Origin of the sequence: Demequina sediminis (genome assembly GCF_039545075.1) — a bacterium.
Lineage (GTDB): Bacteria > Actinomycetota > Actinomycetes > Actinomycetales > Demequinaceae > Demequina > Demequina sediminis.
The window spans coordinates 117,804-138,155 of the sequence record NZ_BAABRR010000002.1 but is presented as its reverse complement, the minus strand read 5'-3'; the positions used below and the strand labels follow the sequence as shown (position 1 = coordinate 138,155).

Sequence of the window (20,352 nt, the reverse complement as noted above, 5' to 3'; positions counted from 1 at the left end):
GTGGGGACGACTGTCCGGATTGTCCGGTTCGCTGTCGGTGGGTGGTGATGGACTTGTTCCATGACCACGATGGCGGTGCCGGAGGTGCGCGACGCACGCGGTGCGCTCGACGTCCGCGAGGCACTGCGCGCGCGCGTCGACGCGGCGGGCGACCTCACGGACTGGGACCTCACCGCGCTCGCGCGTGATCTGGTCGACCGCCGTCGCGAGGTCGACCTCATGCTCGCGCGGGTCACGGCGGAGGTCGGCGCGCGTTCCGGTCAGGGCGCGAGCGGGCTGGCGCGTCGGCGCGGCTTTCGCGGCTCGGATCAGCTCGTCGCGAGCCTCACGGGCGGGACGGTCGCGGAGGCCGAGCGGCTGCGCGTCCTGGGCACGGCGCTCGAGGGGCGGGTGGACGATGCCCCCGGCGGGGCCGCCGTGCTGCCTCACCTGGCGTGGGCGGCGCGCGAGCGCCACCTCAGCCCCGATGCGTTCGTGCTCCTGCGCGGGGTGCTGATGCGCCATCCGGACGCGTGCGACGGCGACGGGGTGCCCGTGGATGCCGCGGTGCGCGCGACGCCGCTCGGGCGCCAGCCGCTCGCGCGCGTCGAGCGGGTCGCTGTCGACAGGGCGGTGGCGCTACCGCTGCGCTCGGTGCGCGCGCTGGTGGCGCAGCTCGAGGCCGGGCTCACGCCGGCTCGCGTGGCCGAGGAGAACTACGAGGAGCTGCACGCGTCGCGCCTCGCGTCGTTTCGCGAGGAGGCCAACGGCATGGTCTTCGTGTCCGCGATGCTCGATCCGCTGACGGCCGCCCCGCTGATGGCGGCGGTGGACGGTTACGTCGCGCACGCGCTGCGGGCGCGTCGAGATGACGGTGTGGGCGGGCAGGATGCTGGAGATCGCCCCACCACCGCGCAACTGCGCGCCGACGCGCTCGGCTGGCTGGGGCGGCACGCGACGGGTTGCCGCCAGCCCCACGATGCCGTGAGGACCACGGTGTCGATTCGCGTGTCGCTTGCGGACCTGCGGGCGGGCGACGGCTACGGCACGGTGGACGGCATCACGATGCCGATCCCCGTGGGCGTGCTGCGCAGGCACGCGGTCGACGCGGAGGTGGTGCCGACCGTGCTCGGGATGGGCTCCGAGATCCTCGACCACGGCCGCGCCAAGCGTCTGTTCACCGCCGCGCAGCGCCGCGCGATCGCCGAGCGGGACAGGGGCTGCGCGTTCTGCGGAGCGCCGCCGCGCTTCTGCGACGTGCACCACCTCCACGAGTGGCAGTACGGCGGGCTGACGAACGTGCGCGACGGGATCATGCTGTGCGTCGGGTGTCACCACTGGATCCATCGCGAGGGGTGGGCGATCCGCTGGAGGCGGGGGAGCCCCGAGTTCGTGCCTCCGGCCGCTGTGGACCCGCGGCGCACCCCACGTCAGGGCTACCAGGCGCGCGTCAGGCTCGACCGGGTGACGTCGCCGCGCCTCGACACGCTGGGCGTGAGGCGCACATAGGGCGACGCGGCCAACCGAGACGGACGCGTGCCGCGACCTAACGGTGCGTGATGCGCGCGAGGAACTCGCGGGTCTCGGGCTCGCGGGGCGCGTCGAAGATCTGCTCGGGGGTGCCGGTCTCGAGGGGGCGTCCGCCGTGCATGAAGACGATGCGGTCGGCGACGGAGCGTGCGAAGGACATCTCGTGCGTCGCCATGAGAATCGTCGAGCCCTGGTTCTTGAGGTCGCGCACGAGGTCGAGCACCTCGCCCACGAGCATGGGGTCGAGGGCCGAGGTGATCTCGTCGAGCAGCAGGAGTTCGGGATCGGTCATGATCGCGCGCACGATCGCCACGCGCTGCTGCTGACCGCCGGACAGCCGGTCGGGGTAGTCGCGGACCTTGTCGCCGAGGCCGAAGGTCTCGAGCAGCCCGATCGCGCGGTCGCGTGCGACATCGGGAGCGATCCCGTGGACCTTGCGGGCCGCGAGCGTGACGTTGTCGATCACGCGCATGTGCGGGAACAGGTTGAAGTGCTGGAAGACCACGCCGATGCGCGCTCGCACCTTGTCGACGTCGACCGCGGGGTCGGTGATGTCGTCCCCGCTGAGGAGGATGCGGCCGTCGTCGAACCTCTCGATGAGGTTGATCGTGCGCATGAGCGTGGACTTGCCCGAGCCCGAGGCGCCGATCACCACGACCACCTCGTGGCTCGCGATCTCGAGGTCGACCCCACGCAGCACGTGGTTGTCGCCGAAGAGCTTGTGAACGCCCTGCAGCTCGAGGACTGTCGCGTGGGCGGCGGAGGGGTGGGCGGCGGTCATACGGTGCCTCCCGTCTGCTCTCGCGTGGCCATGCGCGCGGAGACGTGGTCGGTGAGACGGATCATCGGGAAGCTGAGCGCGACGAACAGGAGCCCGGCGACCACGTAGGGCGTGAAATTGTAAGTCGTCGCCTGCACGATCTGCGCCTGGCGAATCGCGTCGACCGCGCCGAGCACGGAGATCAGGCCCACGTCCTTCTGCATCGACACGAAGTCGTTCATGAGCGCGGGCACCACCTTGCGCAGCGCCTGCGGGATGACCACGAGGCGCAGGGTCTTGGCATGGGACAGGCCCAGCGACCGCGCCGCGACGCGCTGCGACGGGTGGACGGCTTCCATGCCCGCGCGCAGCACCTCGGCGACGTACGCCGAGTAGCACAGCGAAATCGCTATCGTGCCGAGCACGGCGACCGGGATGCGCACCTCGGGGTTGAGCCCCGGAATGCCGAAGCCCACGAGGTACAGCACGATCAGCACGGGCAGGCCGCGGAAGAGATCCGTGTAGCCGGTCGCGAGAGCGCGCACGGGGAAGAACACCGGCCCGCGCAGCGACCTCATCACGGCCAAGAGCGTGCCCACGATCGCGACGACGATGGTCGCGAAAAACAGCACCCGGATGTTGAGCCACAGGCCCTCAAGGATGCGGGGGAAGGACTCCGCCGCAATCTCGACGTTGAAGAACGTCTGGCGCACCGCCTCCCAATTGGGAGAGGTCACCACGAGCCAGCCCGCGATCGCCGCGAAGGCGACCGTCGAGACCAGCGCGATGAGGACCGAACGGCGCGAGGCGCGCCTGCGGTGAAGCCTGCGATCGAGTTCGAGCGCGCTCGGCTGCCACGCTGCCGTCCGGTCCGTCATCGTGCGACTACTGCAGGACGGGGACGCCGGCGGCCTCGGACAGCCACTCGGTCTCGAGCGCCGCGAGCGTGCCGTCCTCGCGCAGGGCGTCGACGGCCGCGGTGACGGCGGTGGTCAGCGCGGAGCCCTTGGGAAGCACGAACGCGAACTCGTCGCCGCCCTCGGTGCCCTCGAACTGGCCCACGATCGTGCCGTTCTCGACCTCGACGTAGGCCGAATAGAACGCGCCGGGCAGGTCCGTCACGAAGGCGTCGATCTGGCCCGCGTTGAGCGCACCCACGACATCCGCAACCGAGTTGTAGACGGAGAGGTTGTCCTCGCCGAGCGCCTCGGCGGCCACGGTGTAGGAGGTGGTGCCCACGGCGACGCCGACGGTCGAACCCGTGAGGTCGGCGATCGAGGAGGCTTCCGCCGCGGGGCTGCCGTCGACCGCGACGAGCGCCTGCGACGTGACGTAGTAGGGGCTCGAGAAGTCGACGGCCTGCGCGCGCTCCTCGGTGACCGAGAACTGCTGGATGTTGAGGTCCCAGTCCTTGGCGCCGGGCGCGATCGCGGCGTCGAAGGCCGAGCGGACCCACACGACGTCCTCGGCCGCGAAGCCCAGCTCCTCCGCGACGGCGTAGGCCACGGCGGCCTCGAAGCCCTCACCGGACTCGGGGGCGTCGCCGATCACCCAGGGCTCGTACGCGGGCTCGCCGGTGGCGATCGTGAGCTTGCCCTCGGTGAGGGTCTCGAGGGCGGCCTCGGCGGCGGGAGCGGAGGCGGACGGCGACGGCGTCTCCTCGGCCGATGAGGAGCAGCCGGCCATCATCACCGCGGACAGAGAGGCGGTCGCGAAGAGGGTGGCACGCACACGGGTATTCATGGTTGCTCCTTGGAAGGAAAAGGGGGTGGGAGGCGCGGCGCCCGTGGCCGCGCGGGATCATTCTAGCCGCGACGCGAGGCGCCAATCCGCGAAGTCGAAGCCGGGGGACACCATGCAACTCACGAGCGCCTCGGCGTCGTCCGTGAGGCGCGCCGACTGCCACGTTCCCGCGGGCACCAGGCACTGCGCCACGTGGCCCGACGCGAGGTCGGGGCCGAGCGTCACGGACACGGGAGAGTCGGAGGGGTGCTCGCCGTCGCCGCCCAGGCTCACCTCGAGCGCGCCCGGTCCGTGCCAGAGCCACAACTCGTCCGAGCTCACGACGTGCCACGCGCTCACCTCGCCGGGAGTCAGCAGGTAGTGGATGCAGGTCGCCGCGGGCCGCGCGCCACCGGGGGTGACCACGTGGTGAGAGGCGGTGTAGGTGCGGCGAAACCAGCCGCCCTCGGGGTGGGCCTCGAGGCCCAGGACGCGCGCGGTGGTGGGGATGGCGGTCATGCGGGGGACGCTCCCGTCTGCTCGGTGAAGGCCGGGCGCGCGGCTCGCACCCGACCGGAGATCACGGTGGCCGCCGCGCGGCCCTCGCCCGCCGCGGCCACCTCCGCCAGCGCATCGGCCGCATTCGCGACCGGCACGTCGAGGAAGGTGAGGTCCGCGCGCGCTCCTACCGCCAAATACCCCGTGCGATCGGGTCCCACGTGAAGACCCATCGCGCGGGCGCCGCCCAGCGTCGCGGCCGCGATGAGCCGCTCGGGCAGGTCCGCGCCGCGGTATCCCTGGGCGCGGGCGATCCGGTGGAGCTCCGCGACGTCGGCCAAGAGGTCGAGGCTCGGGGAGCTCGACAGTGAATCCGTGCCCACCGCGATCGGGCTGCCCTCGGTGAGGTAGGCCGCGACGGGAGGCTCGTCGAGGCCGATGACCGCGTTCGAGCGCGGGCACAGCGCGACCGACGTTCCGCGCGCGCGCAGGATCGCGCGGTCGGACTCGGTCATGTAGACGCCGTGAGCGATGTGGCAGTCCGGGCCGAGGACCCCGAGGTGATCCACGTAGTCCGTCGCGGACGTGCCGTAGCCCGCCTGGCGCAGGTCGGCGAGGCTCGTGAGGCCGCGGGCGTGCCAGGGCTCGGCGACCGCGTCGGCGTCGGACGCGGCATGCTGGAACTCGCGCTCGATGGCCGACTCGCCCAGGTGAATGTGGAGGCGGCTGCCGCGCTCGCGGACGATGTCGGGGATCTCGAGCAGCGGCGCGATCTCGAGCGAGTAGGGCGCATGCGGGGACAGCCCGGTGCCGGGAGGCGAGGGCAGTGCCGCGAGCGCGGCCTCGACCTGGTCCCTGCCGCGGGCGACCCACTCCTCGTTGGTCCAGTCGATGACCTCCCAGTAGGTGATGCCGTGCAGGCCGGCGTCGTGCAGCGCGCGCATCGCCTCGAGGTCCGTCACGACGTCCGCGACCGCGGTGGTGCCGGCCTCAAGGGCCAGCCGTGCACCGGTCGCGGCGTCGGCGGCCCAGTCGTGCGGGTGCGCGTAGACCGGGTTAAAGGCGCGCGCCCAGTCGTCGAATCCCTGGTAGGAGCCGCGTCCGACCTCGGCCATGCCCGTGTACTGCAGGTGCGTGTGCGCATTGACGAGCCCGGGGATGAGGACGCCGGGCCAGTGCACGTGGCGAGCGTCGAGGCCACGCTCGGCGAGGGAGCCCGCGACCCAGTGGCGCTCGCCCACGTGCAGGATGCGGCCGTCGCGCACCGCGATCGCGCCGTCGAGGATGGGAGGCGCGGTGACGGGCACCACGAGCGCGGCGGAGTACAGCGTGACGTCGCTCATCGGGCGCTCCGGTAGCGGCGCGAGCGCCAGTCGGAGTCGGCGGCGGTGCGGCGGGCGGGCGAGAGGACGATGCCGCGCTCGCGGGCCGCAACCGCGGCCACGTGGGACACCGCGGGCTCGGGCAGCGCGTGGACACCCACGCCGGGCCGGAACTCGACCAGGTGGCGAATCGCCGCGAACTGCGTCGCGAAGGACAGATCCATGATCTCGATCGGGTTGCCCTCGGCCGCGGTGACGTTGATGCAACCCCCGCGGTCGAGCACCAGGGTGTCGGTCGCGAGGTCGAGGTCGAGGTGAGGGATCCGCGTCGGCCCCAGCGTCACGGGCTCGAGGTCCGCGCCATCGAGGTCGACCTCGTCGGGCACGCCGCCCGCGACCGCGACGATCGCCGCCGCCTCGAGCAGGTCCCGCGTGATGGTGTGCGCGACGCCCGTGCACGAGATCACGAGCGCCCCCTGCACAAGGTCCGCGGCCCGTCCCACCGCGAAGCCGTCGTGCGCGGCCAGCAGCGCGCGCAGGGGATCGGCCTCGGCGACGCTCACGTGCGCGCCGAGCGCGTCGAGGTGCGCCGCGACGCCCTCGCCCACCGGCCCGTAGCCGATCACGAGGACGGGGACGTCGCGCACGGTCGCGTCTACGTGCTCGATGAGGTCGGCGATCGCGAACACGCAGCTCTGACCCGTGCCGTAGCGGTTGTCGAAGCCGGTCTTGGTCGCGGCGTCGTTGACCGCGATCACGGGGGTCGCGAGCACCCCGACGCGGCTCATGGTCCGCAGCGGTGCGAGTCCCGAGGTCGTCTCCTCGGTCACCCCGATCCATGCCGCGACGAGCTCGGGCGCTGACTCGTGCGCGAGCCGCACCAGGTGGCTGCCGTCGTCGACCACGACGTCGTAGCCGCGGTGCAGCCAGGCGAGGGCGGCCTCGCGCTCCGCGTCGCCCGCGAGCGTCGCGTCCGCATCGACGGTCACGCCGCGCTTGCGCAGGGCATCTGCCACCTCGGGGTCGGTCTCGTCGGGGTGGGCGTACACGGACACGTCGGCCCCTGCGTCGCGCAGCAGCAGCGCGAGGTTCGCGGTCTTGGGCTCGAGGGTCATCGACACCCCGATCCTGAGCCCGGCCACGGTGCCCGCGCTCGCGAGCTCGGCGGCCAGCGCCGTCGAGACGGGCATGTGGGCGCGCGCGAAGTCGAGCCTGCCGGCGGCATCTCCTCGCGAGGCCAGCGGCCGCCCGCCCAGGGCGAGCGAGGCATCGTCCCCGCGCACCTCGATGTCGAGCACGTCGGGACCCTCGGCATCGTCCTCCACGAGCACGGCGCCGAGCGCGCGGGCCATCCTCGCGACGGCGAGGGCAACGGTGGTGTCCTCGGACTCGGCGCTCACGCGGACCGGCCGGCCGGCGATCAGCAGGTTGGTCTCGCGGGCGAAGCGGCGGAGGATCCGCTCGGCGGTGGCGTGCGGATCGGTCATGGCCAAAGTCTAGGAGCGCCGCGGGGGACCGCTCGCGTCCACACCCCCACCCGCATTACCCTCGAATGTCCGGCGGCGCCGACGATGAATGTCATGCAGGCGAAGCGTCGGACCGCCGCCCCCCGTGCAAGGAGCCTTCCCGTGACAGACATGCCAAGGATGAACGTCGAGTCGTTCAACCTCGATCACACCGCGGTGGCCGCGCCGTTCATTCGGCTGGCCGACCGCAAGGAGTTGCCTCACGGCGACGTGCTGACCAAGTTCGATGTTCGCTTTACCCAACCCAACGTCGCGCACCTGGATATGCCCGCGGTCCATTCGATCGAGCACGCGTTTGCGGAGTGCGTGCGTCGCCACAGCGCGGACGTCATCGACTTCGGCCCCATGGGCTGCCAGACGGGCTTCTACCTGATCATGAGCGGTGATCACACGCCCGAAGCCATCAGGGACCTCGTGTTGGCGACGATCGCCGAGATGCTCACGCTCGATGCGGTTCCCGCCGCCAACGAGGTCCAGTGTGGCTGGGGCGCGCACCACTCGCTCGCGGCGATGCGCGAGGCGATCACGGCGTTCGCCGCCCACGAGTCCGAGCTGCTGGACGTCATGCGGTGAGCGCGCCCATCATGCCGGCCGTCCTGGTCGCGATGCCCGAGGAGGCGCAGGCCTTTCTCGATCTCGCCGATCACCACGAGGGACTGAACTCGCCCGACGATGCGTGGATCGTCACGTCGGGCGAGCTCACCTACCTGCTGGTGGTCACCCGCATCGGCATGGTCGCCGCGGCACGCGCGACGGCCCTGGTCGCCCACGGCGTGATCGGCGGGATCGCGCCCTCCGTGATCGTGTCCGCCGGCACGTGCGGAGGCATCCCTGGGCACGTCCAGGTGGGTGACATCGTCGCACCGTGCTGCTCGCTGGACTGGTCGGCCGACTCGACGTCCGTCGGCTACGAATACGGCCAGGTGCCCGGCCATGCCGAGTTCCATGAGTCCGACGAGCGGCTGGTCGAGCTGGCGGTTGCCGCGGGGGCGAAGAAGGGCTATCTGGCCTCCGCCAACGCCTTCGCGGTCGCCGAGTCCGTCGATCTCATTCGCGAGCGCTTCCCGAAGGTCATCGCGACCGACATGGAGTCCGCCGCGGTGTCGCAGGTGGCCGCCAGTGCAGGCATCCCCTTCCTGTCCGTGCGCTGCGTCTCCGACATGTGTCAGGGCGACGGCGGGGTCGAGTTCGACGAGCACCTCGACGACGCCGCGGCACGATCGGCACGCGCGACGCTCGATGTCCTCGCGCGCGCGGCGCAGGAGGGCGCCCTGGCCTGACCGCGGGGGCTCGTAGGATGGCGGTGCCGGACGTTTCCGGTCGTTCGGCATGCCCTGGAGGACCCCTGTGACCACAACCGTGCCCGCCGCGCCCCTCGCCCCGCTGCTCGGAGACTGGGCCGATGCGCGCCTGGGCGAGGTCGCCCATGTGCAGGCCCCCACGGTGGCCGCCGCGCCGCTGCTCGCGCGCGCGGCCGCGGACGGCGAGGGTCCGCTGCTCGCGATCACCGCGACCGGCGGCGACGCGGAGAAGCTCGCCGCGGCGCTGTCCGCCTACGTCGACCCGCGCACCGTCGCGCTGTTCCCCTCGTGGGAGACGCTTCCGCACGAGCGGCTCAGCCCGCGCTCGGACACCGTCGCGCGGCGCCTCGCGACGCTGCGTCGACTGGTCCACCCCGAGCGTGCCGAGGCCGAGAGCGGCCTGCCGACCCCGCGCATCGTCGTGGCGCCGCTGCGCGCTGCGATCCAGCCGCTCGTGCCGGGCATCGCGGACCTCGAGCCGGTGCTGCTGCGCGTGGGGGACGTGCGCGACCTGACGGAGCTCACCGCGGCGCTCGCGGATGCCGCCTACACGCGCGTCGACATGGTCGAGCGGCGCGGGGAGTTCGCCGTGCGCGGCGGAATCGTCGACGTCTTCCCTCCCACCGACCCCCATCCGGTGCGCGTCGAGTTCTTCGGCGACGAGGTCGAGTCGCTGCGCTCGTTCTCCGTCGCGGACCAGCGCTCGCTGGCCGACGTCGACCGGCTGTGGGCGCCGCCGTGCCGCGAGCTGCTGCTGACCGAGGACGTGCGGGCGCGCGCCGCGACGCTCGTGGACCGCATCCCCGCCGCCGCGGACCTGCTCGCGCGCATCGCGGACGGCCACGCGGTCGAGGGCATGGAGTCGCTCATCCCCGCGCTGCTCACGCGCCTGCAGGCGCTCACCGACGTCCTGCCGCGCGACACGCGCGTGGTCGCGATCGAGCCCGAGCGACTCGCGCGCCGCGCCGAGGACCTGCAGCGCACCGCGCAGGAGTTCCTGGCGGCGGCATGGGTGAGTGCGACCGCGGGCGCCGACGCCCCCATCGAGGCTGACGCCGCGTTCCTCTCCCTCGAGGAGCTGCGCGACGGCGCCGAGGACCGCGGCCTCGGGTGGACCTCCGTGGGCCCTTTCGGCGCGGCCGGAGCGGTCGAGTCGGGCATCGCCGAGGTCGAGGACCACCGCGGCCGCCTCGCCGCGGCGCTCGATGCGGTGCGCGCGCGACTTGCGGACGGGTGGCGCGTCGTGATCGTCGCGGCGAGCCCTGGCAGCGCGCAGCGCACGGTCGAACAGTGCGCCGAACACGACCTTCCGGCGCGCCTCGCCGCGCACGGGGACGATGCGGGGGACGGCGTGGTCGCGGTGCTCGCCAACGTCGACGGCGGCGGCTTCCAGGTGGCCGAGTCGCGGCTGATGGTGCTCCACGAGAGCGACCTCACCGGCCGCGCCGCGACGGCCGCAGGGCCCAAGGTGAAGACCGCGTCGCGGCGCCGTGCGGTCGTGGACCCGCTGCAGCTGCGGCCGGGCGACTTCGTGGTGCACGAGGGCCACGGCGTCGGCCGGTTCGTCGAGCTCACCAAGCGCACGGTGCGCGGCGTTGAGCGCGAGTACCTGGTGATCGAGTACGCGCCGTCCAAGCGCGGCGGCCCCGGTGACCGCCTGTCGGTCCCCACGGACCAGCTGGACCTGGTCACCAAGTACGTGGGCGGGGAGGCGCCCTCGGTCAACAAGATGGGCGGCGCCGACTGGGCCAAGACCAAGGGCAGGGCGCGCAAGGCGATCAAGGAGATCGCCGCCGAGCTGATCCGCCTCTACAGCGCGCGCATGGCGACCAAGGGCCGCGAGTTCGGCCCGGACACGCCGTGGCAGCGCGAGCTCGAGGAGTCCTTCCCGTTCGTCGAGACCCCTGACCAGTTGTCGACCATCGACGAGGTCAAGGAGGACATGGAGAAGGCCGTCCCCATGGACCGTCTCGTGTGTGGCGACGTGGGATTCGGCAAGACCGAGGTCGCAGTGAGGGCGGCGTTCAAGGCCATCCAGGACGGCACGCAGGTCGCGGTGCTGTGTCCCACCACGCTGCTCGTCAAGCAGCACGTCGACACCTTCACCGAGCGCTTCGCCCAGTTCCCCGTGAAGATCGCCGCGCTGTCGCGCTTCCAGTCCGACAAGGAGGCCAAGGAGGTCATCGCTGGCCTCGCGGACGGCACGATCGACCTGGTGATCGGCACCCACCGCCTCATCACGGGATCCGTGCGCTTCAAGGACCTGGGGTTGATCGTCATCGACGAGGAGCAGCGCTTCGGCGTCGAGCACAAGGAGACGCTCAAGGCGCTGCGCACGGACGTCGACGTGCTCGCGATGTCGGCTACGCCCATCCCGCGCACGCTCGAGATGGCCGTGACGGGCATCCGCGAGATGTCGACCCTCGCGACCCCTCCCGAGGAGCGCCACCCGATCCTCACGTATGTGGGTCCCCACGAGGACGCGCAGGTGATTGCCGCGATCCGCCGCGAACTGCTGCGCGACGGTCAGGTCTTCTACATCCACAACTCCGTGAAGTCCATCGCGCGCGCCGCCCTCAAGATCGGCGAGCTGGTCCCCGAGGCGCGCGTCGCCGTCGCTCACGGTCAGATGAGCGAGAAGCAGCTCGAGCAGGTGATCGTCGACTACTACGACAAGAAGTACGACGTCCTCGTGTGCACGACGATCGTCGAGACGGGACTCGACATCTCGAATGCCAACACCCTGATCGTCGAGCGCGCGGACGCCTTCGGGTTGTCGCAGCTGCACCAGCTGCGCGGTCGCGTGGGTCGCGGCCGCGAACGCGCGTACGCATACTTCCTCTACCCGCCCGAGCGCACACTCACCGAGACCGCGCACGACCGCCTCCAGACCATCGCCGCCAACACGGACCTGGGCTCGGGCATGGCCGTCGCGATGAAGGACCTCGAGATCCGCGGCGCGGGCAACCTGCTGGGCGCCGAGCAGTCGGGGCACATCGAGGGCGTGGGCTTCGACCTCTACATCCGCATGGTGGGGGAGGCGGTGGCGGGCTTCCGCGGCGAGGGCGAGGAGGAGCGGGCGCCGATGACGGTGGACCTGCCGATCGACGCGCACCTGCCCACCGAGTACATCGAGCACGAGCGGCTGCGCCTCGAGGCGTACCGGAAGATCGCCGACGCGGACTCCGAGGAGGCGCTCGCCGGCATCGAGGAGGAGCTCGACGACCGCTACGGCACGCTCCCCGAGCCCGTGTCCAACCTGCTCGCGGTCGCGCGGCTGCGCCTCGAGCTGCGCGCCGCGGGCATCCACGATGTGGTCGCGCAGGGCCGCTACATCCGGTTCAGCCCGCTCGAGCTGCCCGACTCCGCGGCGATGCGCCTCACGCGGCTGTTCCCTGGCACCCTGCTGAAGCCTGCGGTGCGTCAGGCGCTGGTCCCCGCGCCGATGACGGCCCGCGTGGGAGGAAAGCCGGTCGAGGGGCTCGACGTGCTCGACTGGGTGCGCACGGTCCTCCAGGCGACGCGCGCGCAGCTGCCCAGCGCGGCGACATTAGGATGAGGGCCATGACGTTCCGCCCGCGCCTCGCCGCCGCGGCCTTCGCCGCATCGTCCCTCCTGCTCGCCGGCTGTGCCGTCCCCGGGCAGGGCACCCCAGGAGTCGCGCTCACGGTCGACGAGACCACCGTCACGACCGCGGAGCTCGACGCGCTCGCGGCACAGTGGGCCGAGGACAGCGACGGGCTCGCCGTGCCCGATCGCCGCGCGCTCGCGACCTTCGCCGCGATGGGTCCCGCGTTGCTCGCGGCCACCGAGGCGCAGGGCGCCCCGATCCGCGAGGCCGACGCCCTCACGATTACGACCGCGTGGTTCGAGAACGCGGGCGCGACGGATCCGGAGCCGTCCGACGAGGTGGTCGAGTCCTCGCGCGCAATGCTCGCGCTGTACGTGCTCGCGTACTCCGACCCCACGTTCGAGGGCATTCGTGAGATCGCCAACCGCGCCGCGGCCGAGGGCGAGTTCTCGCCCCGCGTGGGCGAGTTCTCGTCGGACGCGCTGATCGAGTCGATCAACGCGGCGGTGGGCACCGCGGAGTCGGCCGGACTGGGCAACTTCTCCTTCATCACCTTCCTGGGCGTGTCGGGCTTCTCCGACACCACGGCACCCTGGGCGGCGCGTGGCTGACGGCCTCGACCGCCTGGTGGAGGTGATGGACCGCCTCCGCTCTCCCGGCGGCTGCGCGTGGGATGCGGAGCAGACCCACGCGTCGCTCGCCCCGTACGCGCTCGAAGAGGCGCATGAGCTGGTCGAGGCGATCGAGTCGGGCTCGCGCGAGCACCTGCGCGAGGAGCTCGGCGACGTCCTGCTTCAGGTGGTGTTCCACGCACGCGTCGCGCAGGAGCACCCCGACGATCCCTTCGACCTCGATGCGATCGCGCAGGTGTGTGCCGACAAGCTCGTCACGCGCCATCCGCACGTCTTCGAGGACGATGCCGGGGCGGCGACTCCCGCGGAGCACCTGCGGCGGTGGGACAGGATCAAGAACGAGACGTCGGGTCGCGAGTCCGTCATGGACGGCATCCCCGCGACGCTCGGCGCGCTCGCGCGCGCGCAGAAGGTGCTCGGCAGGGCCGAGCGTGCAGGTCTCGCGGTCGCTCATCCCCAGGGCGACGGCGTGGGCGACGCGCTGCTCGCGCTCGTGGCCCGCGCGCAGGCCGAGGGCCGCGACGCGGAGGCCGAGCTGAGGGCCGCGACGCGCCGGCTCGAGGCCGCCGCGCGGGCCTCGGAGTCCGGCCCGGATCGCGTCACCGAAGGTTCATCCGAGTAGGACGAACGTCGCTCAGCGCACGCCCGCGCGCATCGTTAGACTCCCTAGAGGTCCATCCATTCAAGCGAAGGAGCATCATGGCCAGCATTGAGGCCGTCGGAGCCCGCGAGATCCTCGACTCTCGCGGCAACCCCACCGTCGAGGTCGAGGTCGCGCTCGAGGACGGCACGTTCGCACGTGCGGCCGTCCCGTCGGGCGCGTCGACCGGCGCGTTCGAGGCAGTCGAGCGCCGCGACGGCGACAAGGGTCGTTACCTGGGCAAGGGCGTCGAGCAGGCCGTTGACGCGGTCATCGACGAGATCGCCCCCGAGATCGTTGGTCTCGACGCCACCGAGCAGCGCATCATCGACCAGATCATGCTCGACCTCGACGGCACCGACAACAAGGGCAAGCTGGGCGCGAACGCGATCCTGGGCGTGTCCCTTGCGGTCGCGAAGGCCGCCGCCGACTCGGCCGACATCGCGCTGTTCCGCTACGTGGGTGGCCCGAACGCCCACGTGCTGCCCGTCCCGATGATGAACATCCTCAACGGTGGGTCGCACGCCGACTCCAACGTCGACATCCAGGAGTTCATGATCGCCCCCGTGGGCGCCCCCACCTTCCGTGAGGCGCTGCGCTCGGGTGCCGAGGTCTACCACGCCCTTAAGTCCGTGCTCAAGGAGCGCGGCCTGGCCACCGGCCTGGGCGACGAGGGTGGCTTCGCCCCCAACCTGCCGTCGAACCGCGACGCCCTGGACCTGATCCTGGTCGCGATCGAGAAGGCCGGCTTCACGCCCGGCGAGGACATCGCGCTCGCGCTCGACGTCGCCGCGACCGAGTTCTTCAAGGACGGCGCGTACCAGTGGGAGGGTGGCACCAAGACCCCCGACGAGATGATCGCGTTCTACGAGTCGCTGGTCGCGGACTACCCGCTGGTCTCGATCGAGGACCCGCTGTCCGAGGACGAGTGGGGCTCGTGGTCCGGCCTCGTCTCGAAGGTCGGCGACAAGGTGCAGATCGTGGGTGACGACCTCTTCGTCACCAACCCGGTGCGCCTCCAGCGCGGCATCGACGAGAAGGCGGCCAACGCCCTGCTCGTCAAGCTCAACCAGATCGGCACGCTGTCCGAGACCTCCGACGCGGTGCAGATGGCGCAGCGCGCCGGCTTCTCCGCCATGGTGTCGCACCGCTCCGGTGAGACCGAGGACGTCACGATCGCCGACCTGTCCGTCGCGTACAACGCCGGCCAGATCAAGACCGGTGCCCCGGCGCGCGGCGAGCGCATCAACAAGTACAACCAGCTGCTCCGCATCGAGGAGGAGCTGGACGACGCCGCCCGCTACGCGGGCAAGGCCGCCTTCCCGCGCAAGTACGCGTAAGCGGTCTCACGGCTCGAACCGACGGGCGCGCCTCCTCACGGGGGCGCGCCCGTTCGGCGTTTCTGAACCGGTGGGGAGCCGCGTCCGGGGACAATGGCGGGGTGTCACCCACCGCCCCCCGCCGTCGCACCGGTCCGTCGACCGGAGGCGTGCGCATCCCCAAGTCCCGCGCCGCGAGCCGCCCGGGCGGTCCATCGAGCCAGGCGCGCACCCAGCCCGCACGCAACCGGATCGAGCCCGCCGCCGCACGCGGGTCGTGGGTGACCGCGATGGGATGGCGCCTCGTGGTGCTTGCCGGGGTCGTGGTGCTCGCAGCCGCGGTGCTGTTGCCCTCGCTGCGCTCGTACTTCCGTCAGCAGGAGGAACTCGCCGCACTGCGTGCCGAGGCCGAGACCGCGCAACAGGAGGTCGAGGACCTTGCTGCGGAGACCGCGCGCTGGGAGGACCCCGCGTTCGTGGTGGCCCAGGCGCGTGAGCGGCTGGCCTACGTGTTCCCCGGCGAGACGCCGTACCGCGTGATCGACCCCGAGACGGTCGAGGGCTCCGCGGATGGCACCGCCGCCGCGACGGGTGCCGTCACCGAGGAGGAGGACGGCACCTGGTACACCCGGCTGTGGAAGTCGGTCGACGAGGCGGGCGACTAGACTCCTGCGGGTGAACGACACCCCTGCCACCGCACGCGACGTCGCGGTTCTCGCCGCGCAGTTGGGACGCGAGCCGCGCGGGATCGTGGCGATTGCCGCGCGCTGCGTGTGCGGCAACCCCACCGTGGTCCACACCGCGCCGCGCCTTCCCGACGGCACGCCGTTCCCGACGCAGTACTACCTCACACATCCCGACGCGGTCGCCGCCGTGTCGACGCTCGAGGCGAACGGCGTGATGAAGACGATGCAGGAGTCGCTGCGCGAGGACGAGGACCTCGCGGCCGCGTACCGCGCCGCGCACGAGCGCTACCTCGGCGAGCGCTACGCACTCGGGGACGTGCCCGAGATTCACGGGATCTCCGCGGGCGGCATGCCCGACCGCGTCAAGTGCCTCCACGTGCTCGTGGGCCACGCGCTCGCCGCGGGACCGGGCGTCAATCCGCTCGGCGACCGCGCGCTCGCGCTCATCGCGGACAGCTGGCGTCCCGATCGCTGCACGTGCGCGGTCGAGGTCTGAGTCGCCGCTGACTAGGCTGGTCCCCATGCGTGTAGCCGCCATTGATTGCGGGACCAACTCGATCCGCCTGCTGATCGCCGACGTCGACCTCGACGCGGGGACCCTGACGGACGTGGTCCGGACCATGACCGTGGTGCGCCTGGGGCAGGGCGTCGACCGGACGGGTGAGTTCGCCGCCGAGGCGCTCGAGCGCACCTTCGCGGCCACGGACCTCTACGCGGCGCAGTGCCGCGAGCACGGCGTCGAGGCGATCCGCTTCGTGGCGACGTCCGCGACGCGCGATGCGCGCAACCGTGACGTGTTCCTGTCGGGGATCGAGCAGCGTCTCGGGGTGACCCCCGAGGTGATCTCGGGCGCGGAGGAGGCAGCGCTGTCGTTCAGGGGCGCCACCGGCGCCCTCGACGCCGCTCACGACGCCCCGTTCCTGGTGGTCGACCTGGGTGGCGGCTCGACCGAGGTGGTGCTGGGCACCGATCGCCCCGAGTTCGCGCACTCGATGGACGTGGGCTGCGTGCGCATGACGGAGCGCCACCTCGCTGGCGACCCGCCCTCCGCGGCGCAGGTGGCCGATGCCGAACGCGACGTGCACGACGCGATCGACCTCGCCCTCGCAGGCGTGCCCGTCGAGCGCACGGCGACTCTCGTGGGGCTGGCGGGGTCCATCACGACGGTGACCGCGCACGCGCTCGGCCTCCCGGAGTACGACCGCGCCGCCATCAACGGCGCCGTGATCGACATCGACGACGCGATCAAGGCGTGCGACGAGCTGCTTGCCTCGTCGCGCGCCGAACGCGCCGCACTGGGCTTCATGCACCCCGGTCGCGTGGACGTCATCGGCGCGGGCGCTCTCGTGTGGAAGACCGTGATGCAGCGCGTGCGCGCGGCCGTGGTCGACGCGGGCGGGCGCCTGCCCCACGTGGTGACGAGCGAGCACGACATCCTCGACGGCATCGCGTTCTCTGCGGCGGAGCGCGCGGCGGAACGGCCCGCCGAGGAGCGCTAGTCCGGCCCCCGTAGCCCAACTGGCAGAGGCAGCCGACTTAAAATCGGCACAGCGCGGGTTCGAACCCCGCCGGGGGCACCGTGGCCGTCGCGGCGGCCCGTAGGCTGGTGCGCCATGGCTGCCGGTGCGACTGTTCACACGTTCGAGACTCACCTCGCCGACGTGGACAGGGCGATCTACGAGGAGTTCTCGCTCCGCGTCGCGCGCCACCCGTCGGAGACGTCCGCCTTCATGGTGACGCGCGTGCTCGCGTACTGCCTCGAGTACGAGGACGGGATCGGCTTCAGCGAGGGCATCTCCACCGCGGACGAGCCGGCCGTGATCGCGCGCGACCTCACCGGGCTCGTCACCGCGTGGATCGAGGTCGGTCAGCCCGAGGCGGAGCGACTGCACCGGGGCAGCCGCCTTGCCGCGCGCACCGCCGTGTATACGCAGCACGACCCGGCAAAGGTGCTCGCGCGCTGGGAAGGCAAGCGCATCCACCGCCGCGAGGAGATTCGCCTCCACAGCTTCGACCCCGGCTTCGTGGAGGCTGCCGCCTCGCTGGTCGCGCGGCGCAACGCGCTCACCGTCTCGGTCACGGAGCGTCACCTCTATGTCGAGCTCAACGGCACGAGCCTCGATTCCGCGATCCACACCCGTCCCCTGGGCTGAGCTGGCGCGTGCGCCCTGCGAGGTGCTCAGTGCCCGTTTTCGACGATTCTGGGCACTGAGCACCTCCGCGCGCGCACGGCCCAGTCGATCGCCGCGTCGAGCGTGCCGAACGTGAACAGGTGGAGGCGCACGTCGCCGTGCGCCGCCTCGAGGCGGCCGGCGAGGTCGGCGACGAAGCGGTCGGGACCCGCGGTGCCCGCGAGCGAGGCGAGAGAGAAGCCGTACTTGCGCGCGATGCCCGCACTCGTGGCGACGCCGCAGCGGCGCGCGAAGGCGACGAGGCGGCGCACGCCCGCGGGGCCGGGCACGCCCACGCGGATCGGAAGGTCGATCCCCGTCTCGCGCACGCGCTCGATCCACTGCGCGACCGCCTCGGCGTCGAACGAGAACTGCGTGGTGATGGTGCCCGCGAGGCCCTGGTCCGCGATCGCGGCGGCCTTGTCGCGCAGCGCCGCCCCCAGGAAAGCGTCCCCGATCGCGGGATGCCCCGCGGGATAGCCCGCGATTCCCACCTCGATCACCCCGGCCGCGGGGAGCAGGCCGGACGTGACGACATCGAGGGCCGAGCCGTAGGGCCCCGCCGCCACGCGCGGGTCGCCGCCCACCAGGAACAAGCGCTCCTGCGCGTGGTGCGCCCGCAGGCCCTCAAGCGTCGCGCGCAGCTCGGCCTCGGACGCGACGCGGCGCGCCGCGAGGTGGGGGACCGGCACGAGCCGGACCCGCCCTGCGGCGGCGGCCGCCTCGCGACGCTCGGCCGCGCTCTCCGTGGACAGGTGCGTGATGCTGACGCGCGTGCCCACGGGCACGTCCGCGGCGCGTGCGACGAGGGTCGCCGCGTCTCGAGCGGTGGTCTCGAGGGACAGGTCCTCAAGCAGGGCGGCGGACCGATGCAACGACAGGCCTCCTTCGGGGCCCCTAGAGTATCGCGGTGAGCTCGGCGCTCGCGGCGGCCCGCACCGCCTCGCGTGCCTCGGACGCGGATCGTGCGGCGCGTGCGCGGCCCGCCAGTTCCCGGCACTCGTCGAGCGTGTGGACGGACAGCGCGAGACGCACCGCGGGCACCTTGGACGGTGCCATCGACAGGCTTGACACGCCGAGGCCAGCGAGCACGAGAGCGAGGTAGGGGTCTCCCGCCGACTCGCCGCACACGCCGCACACGCCGATCGGCTTGCCGGTGACCGCGCCGCCCTCGCACGCCGCCGCGACCACGTCGAGCACGGCGGGCTGCCATGGGTCGAGGAGGTCGGACAGCTCGCCCTCCATGCGGTCCGCCGCCATCGTGTACTGCGCAAGATCGTTGGTGCCCAGGGAGCCGAAGTCGACGTCCTCGAGCACGTGGCGTGAGCGCAGCGCCGCGGCCGGCACCTCGATCATCACGCCCGCCTTGGGAAGGCCCACCGCGCGCACGCGCGCCGCGAACCACGCGGCCTCATCGGCCGTCGCGACCATGGGCGCCATCACCCGCACGTCGGCGCCGGTCTCGCGCGCCGCGATCGCGAGCGCCTCGAGCTGCGAGTCGAGCACCTCGGGCATCGCCTGGCACAGGCGCAGGCCCCGGCGGCCGAGCGCGGGGTTCTCCTCTTCGCCCAGGTTCGCGAACGCGAGCGGCTTGTCGGCGCCCGCGTCGAGCGTGCGCACGACGACGCGGCGGCCGGGGAAGGGGGCGAGCACCCGCCGGTAGACCTCGGCCTGCTCCTCGACGGTCGGCATCGTCTGCGCGGACAGGTAGACGAACTCCGTGCGGAACAGTCCGACGCCCTCGAGGTCGAGCGCGCCCGCGGCCTCGGCATCGTCCACCCCGCCGATGTTCGCCAGCAGGGCGACGGCGTGGCCGTCGCGGGTCGCACCCGCCCCGGACACCCCCGCGAGGGCCGCGGCGAGGGCCTCGCGGCGCTCGCGCTGCGCCTCGATGAGCGCCATGTCGGGCTCGAGGGTGACCTCGCCCGAGTCGCCGTCGACGGCGACGAGCGTCCCGGCGGCGATCGCCGTCGCGCCGTGGAGCTGAACCACCGCGGGGATGCCCATCTGCGCGGCGAGGATCGCGGTGTGGGACGTGCGCCCGCCGAGCCCTGCGTCTCGACGATCATCGTGTGGCCGGCGTCCTTGGCCGCGCGCTCGAGGGCCTCGGCGGCCATGTACGTGTGCGCGATGCCGGTGGGGCAGGACGTCACTCCCACGAGCGTGAGTCCGGACGATGCCGGTGCCGCGGCCGATTCGGGCGCAGCAGCGACGGGGGCGGGGGTGGGTGCGGGGGCGACGGTGACGTCACCGACCTCGGCCTCGACGATCGCGACGACCTCGTCACGCGTGGTCGCGGCGGCGAGCGCCGCCTTGAACTCCTTCTTCATGAGGGCCTTGGCCAGCTTGGGAAGGACCTGCATGTGCGCCTCGGAGGCGCCCTCGGGTGCGGCGATGAGGAACACGAGGGTGGCGGGTCCGTCCTTGGCCCCCCAGTCGATGCCGTCGGCGCGGCCGAACGCGAGGGTGGGCTCCGTGATGGCCGCGCTGCGCGCGTGGGGGATCGCGATGCCGCCGGGCAGGCCCGTCGCCATCGTCTCCTCGCGCTTGCGGACGTCGGCGAGGAAGCCGTCGAGATCGGTGCAGCGACCCGTCGCGACCAGGGTCTCGGCGAGCGTCCGCGTCGCGGCGTGCCGATCCTCCGCGGCGAGGTCGAGCACGACCTGCTGCTCGTGGATGAGTGACATGGGGTGTT

19 protein-coding genes, 1 tRNA gene and 1 pseudogene are annotated in these 20,352 nt (G+C 72.3%); 12 read left to right on the top strand and 9 right to left on the bottom strand.

Annotated elements, in window-relative coordinates; genetic code table 11:
* Positions 1 to 60: 60 nt before the first annotated feature.
* A complete protein-coding gene (locus tag ABEA62_RS02650; RefSeq protein WP_286214010.1) occupies positions 61 to 1,488 on the top strand; it encodes an HNH endonuclease signature motif containing protein in 1,428 nt (475 codons plus the stop codon).
* 37 nt (positions 1,489 to 1,525) lie between these two features.
* On the opposite strand, the gene ABEA62_RS02645 is transcribed toward ABEA62_RS02650, so the two are convergent.
* The 6 genes from ABEA62_RS02645 to ABEA62_RS02620 are packed head-to-tail and all read right to left on the bottom strand — an operon-like array spanning position 1,526 to position 7,298.
* Positions 1,526 to 2,290 (bottom strand): amino acid ABC transporter ATP-binding protein, encoded by a 765-nt coding sequence (locus ABEA62_RS02645; protein WP_286214009.1) that lies wholly within the window; start codon positions 2,288 to 2,290, stop codon positions 1,526 to 1,528.
* Entirely contained in the window at positions 2,287 to 3,147 is an 861-nt protein-coding gene (locus ABEA62_RS02640; RefSeq protein WP_286214007.1) for an amino acid ABC transporter permease, read from the bottom strand. Before ABEA62_RS02640 ends, ABEA62_RS02645 begins: the two co-directional genes overlap by 4 nt.
* A gap of 7 nt (positions 3,148 to 3,154) precedes the next feature.
* Positions 3,155 to 4,012 carry an ABC transporter substrate-binding protein gene (locus tag ABEA62_RS02635; RefSeq protein ID WP_286214005.1) on the bottom strand — a complete coding sequence of 286 codons (858 nt, stop codon included), beginning with the start codon at positions 4,010 to 4,012 and terminating at the stop codon, positions 3,155 to 3,157.
* Between the two features lie 57 nt (positions 4,013 to 4,069).
* Positions 4,070 to 4,510: a cupin domain-containing protein gene (locus ABEA62_RS02630; protein WP_286214004.1), complete on the bottom strand. Its 441-nt coding sequence runs from the start codon at positions 4,508 to 4,510 to the stop codon at positions 4,070 to 4,072.
* Positions 4,507 to 5,832, bottom strand: coding sequence for an amidohydrolase family protein (locus ABEA62_RS02625; RefSeq protein ID WP_286214003.1), 1,326 nt, complete (start codon positions 5,830 to 5,832; stop codon positions 4,507 to 4,509). The genes ABEA62_RS02630 and ABEA62_RS02625 overlap by 4 nt, the downstream gene beginning before the upstream one ends.
* Positions 5,829 to 7,298 (bottom strand): adenosylhomocysteinase, encoded by a 1,470-nt coding sequence (locus ABEA62_RS02620; RefSeq protein WP_286214002.1) that lies wholly within the window; start codon positions 7,296 to 7,298, stop codon positions 5,829 to 5,831. The genes ABEA62_RS02625 and ABEA62_RS02620 overlap by 4 nt, the downstream gene beginning before the upstream one ends.
* 141 nt (positions 7,299 to 7,439) lie before the next feature.
* On the opposite strand from ABEA62_RS02620, the gene ABEA62_RS02615 reads away from it, so the two are divergent.
* The 11 genes from ABEA62_RS02615 (at position 7,440) to ABEA62_RS02565 (ending at position 17,639) form a co-directional block, all read left to right on the top strand.
* A complete protein-coding gene (locus ABEA62_RS02615; RefSeq protein ID WP_425557950.1) occupies positions 7,440 to 7,910 on the top strand; it encodes an S-ribosylhomocysteine lyase in 471 nt (156 codons plus the stop codon).
* A complete protein-coding gene (gene mtnN / locus ABEA62_RS02610; protein WP_286214001.1) occupies positions 7,907 to 8,617 on the top strand; it encodes a 5'-methylthioadenosine/S-adenosylhomocysteine nucleosidase in 711 nt (236 codons plus the stop codon). The genes ABEA62_RS02615 and mtnN overlap by 4 nt, the downstream gene beginning before the upstream one ends.
* Before the next feature lie 49 nt (positions 8,618 to 8,666).
* On the top strand, positions 8,667 to 12,197 hold the full coding sequence (gene mfd / locus ABEA62_RS02605) for a transcription-repair coupling factor (RefSeq protein WP_425557949.1): 3,531 nt from the start codon (positions 8,667 to 8,669) through the stop codon (positions 12,195 to 12,197).
* Between the two features lie 5 nt (positions 12,198 to 12,202).
* Positions 12,203 to 12,820 (top strand): hypothetical protein, encoded by a 618-nt coding sequence (locus ABEA62_RS02600; RefSeq protein ID WP_286213998.1) that lies wholly within the window; start codon positions 12,203 to 12,205, stop codon positions 12,818 to 12,820.
* Positions 12,813 to 13,463 (top strand): nucleoside triphosphate pyrophosphohydrolase, encoded by a 651-nt coding sequence (locus tag ABEA62_RS02595; RefSeq protein WP_286213997.1) that lies wholly within the window; start codon positions 12,813 to 12,815, stop codon positions 13,461 to 13,463. Before ABEA62_RS02600 ends, ABEA62_RS02595 begins: the two co-directional genes overlap by 8 nt.
* Positions 13,464 to 13,540: 77 nt before the next feature.
* Positions 13,541 to 14,821, top strand: a complete 1,281-nt coding sequence (gene eno / locus ABEA62_RS02590; protein WP_286213996.1) for a phosphopyruvate hydratase — start codon at positions 13,541 to 13,543, stop codon at positions 14,819 to 14,821.
* 101 nt (positions 14,822 to 14,922) lie between these two features.
* Entirely contained in the window at positions 14,923 to 15,465 is a 543-nt protein-coding gene (locus ABEA62_RS02585) for an FtsB family cell division protein (RefSeq protein ID WP_286213994.1), read from the top strand.
* A 10-nt stretch (positions 15,466 to 15,475) separates the two neighbouring features.
* On the top strand, positions 15,476 to 15,982 hold the full coding sequence (locus ABEA62_RS02580) for a DUF501 domain-containing protein (protein WP_286213992.1): 507 nt from the start codon (positions 15,476 to 15,478) through the stop codon (positions 15,980 to 15,982).
* A gap of 25 nt (positions 15,983 to 16,007) precedes the next feature.
* A complete protein-coding gene (locus ABEA62_RS02575; RefSeq protein ID WP_286213989.1) occupies positions 16,008 to 16,985 on the top strand; it encodes a Ppx/GppA phosphatase family protein in 978 nt (325 codons plus the stop codon).
* A 4-nt stretch (positions 16,986 to 16,989) separates the two neighbouring features.
* A tRNA-Leu gene (locus ABEA62_RS02570) sits at positions 16,990 to 17,063 on the top strand.
* 36 nt (positions 17,064 to 17,099) lie between these two features.
* Positions 17,100 to 17,639: a YaeQ family protein gene (locus ABEA62_RS02565; RefSeq protein ID WP_286213988.1), complete on the top strand. Its 540-nt coding sequence runs from the start codon at positions 17,100 to 17,102 to the stop codon at positions 17,637 to 17,639.
* A gap of 26 nt (positions 17,640 to 17,665) precedes the next feature.
* Here the strand turns inward: ABEA62_RS02565 and ABEA62_RS02560 are convergent, their stop codons facing one another.
* The 3 genes and pseudogenes from ABEA62_RS02560 to ABEA62_RS02550 form a co-directional block, all read right to left on the bottom strand.
* Entirely contained in the window at positions 17,666 to 18,532 is an 867-nt protein-coding gene (locus tag ABEA62_RS02560; RefSeq protein WP_286213986.1) for a methylenetetrahydrofolate reductase, read from the bottom strand.
* 22 nt (positions 18,533 to 18,554) lie between these two features.
* On the bottom strand, positions 18,555 to 19,664 hold the full coding sequence (locus tag ABEA62_RS02555) for a putative PEP-binding protein (RefSeq protein WP_286213985.1): 1,110 nt from the start codon (positions 19,662 to 19,664) through the stop codon (positions 18,555 to 18,557).
* Between the two features lie 80 nt (positions 19,665 to 19,744).
* A pseudogene (locus ABEA62_RS02550) lies at positions 19,745 to 20,344 on the bottom strand (PTS sugar transporter subunit IIA); the annotation flags it as partial.
* Positions 20,345 to 20,352 lie beyond the last annotated feature (8 nt).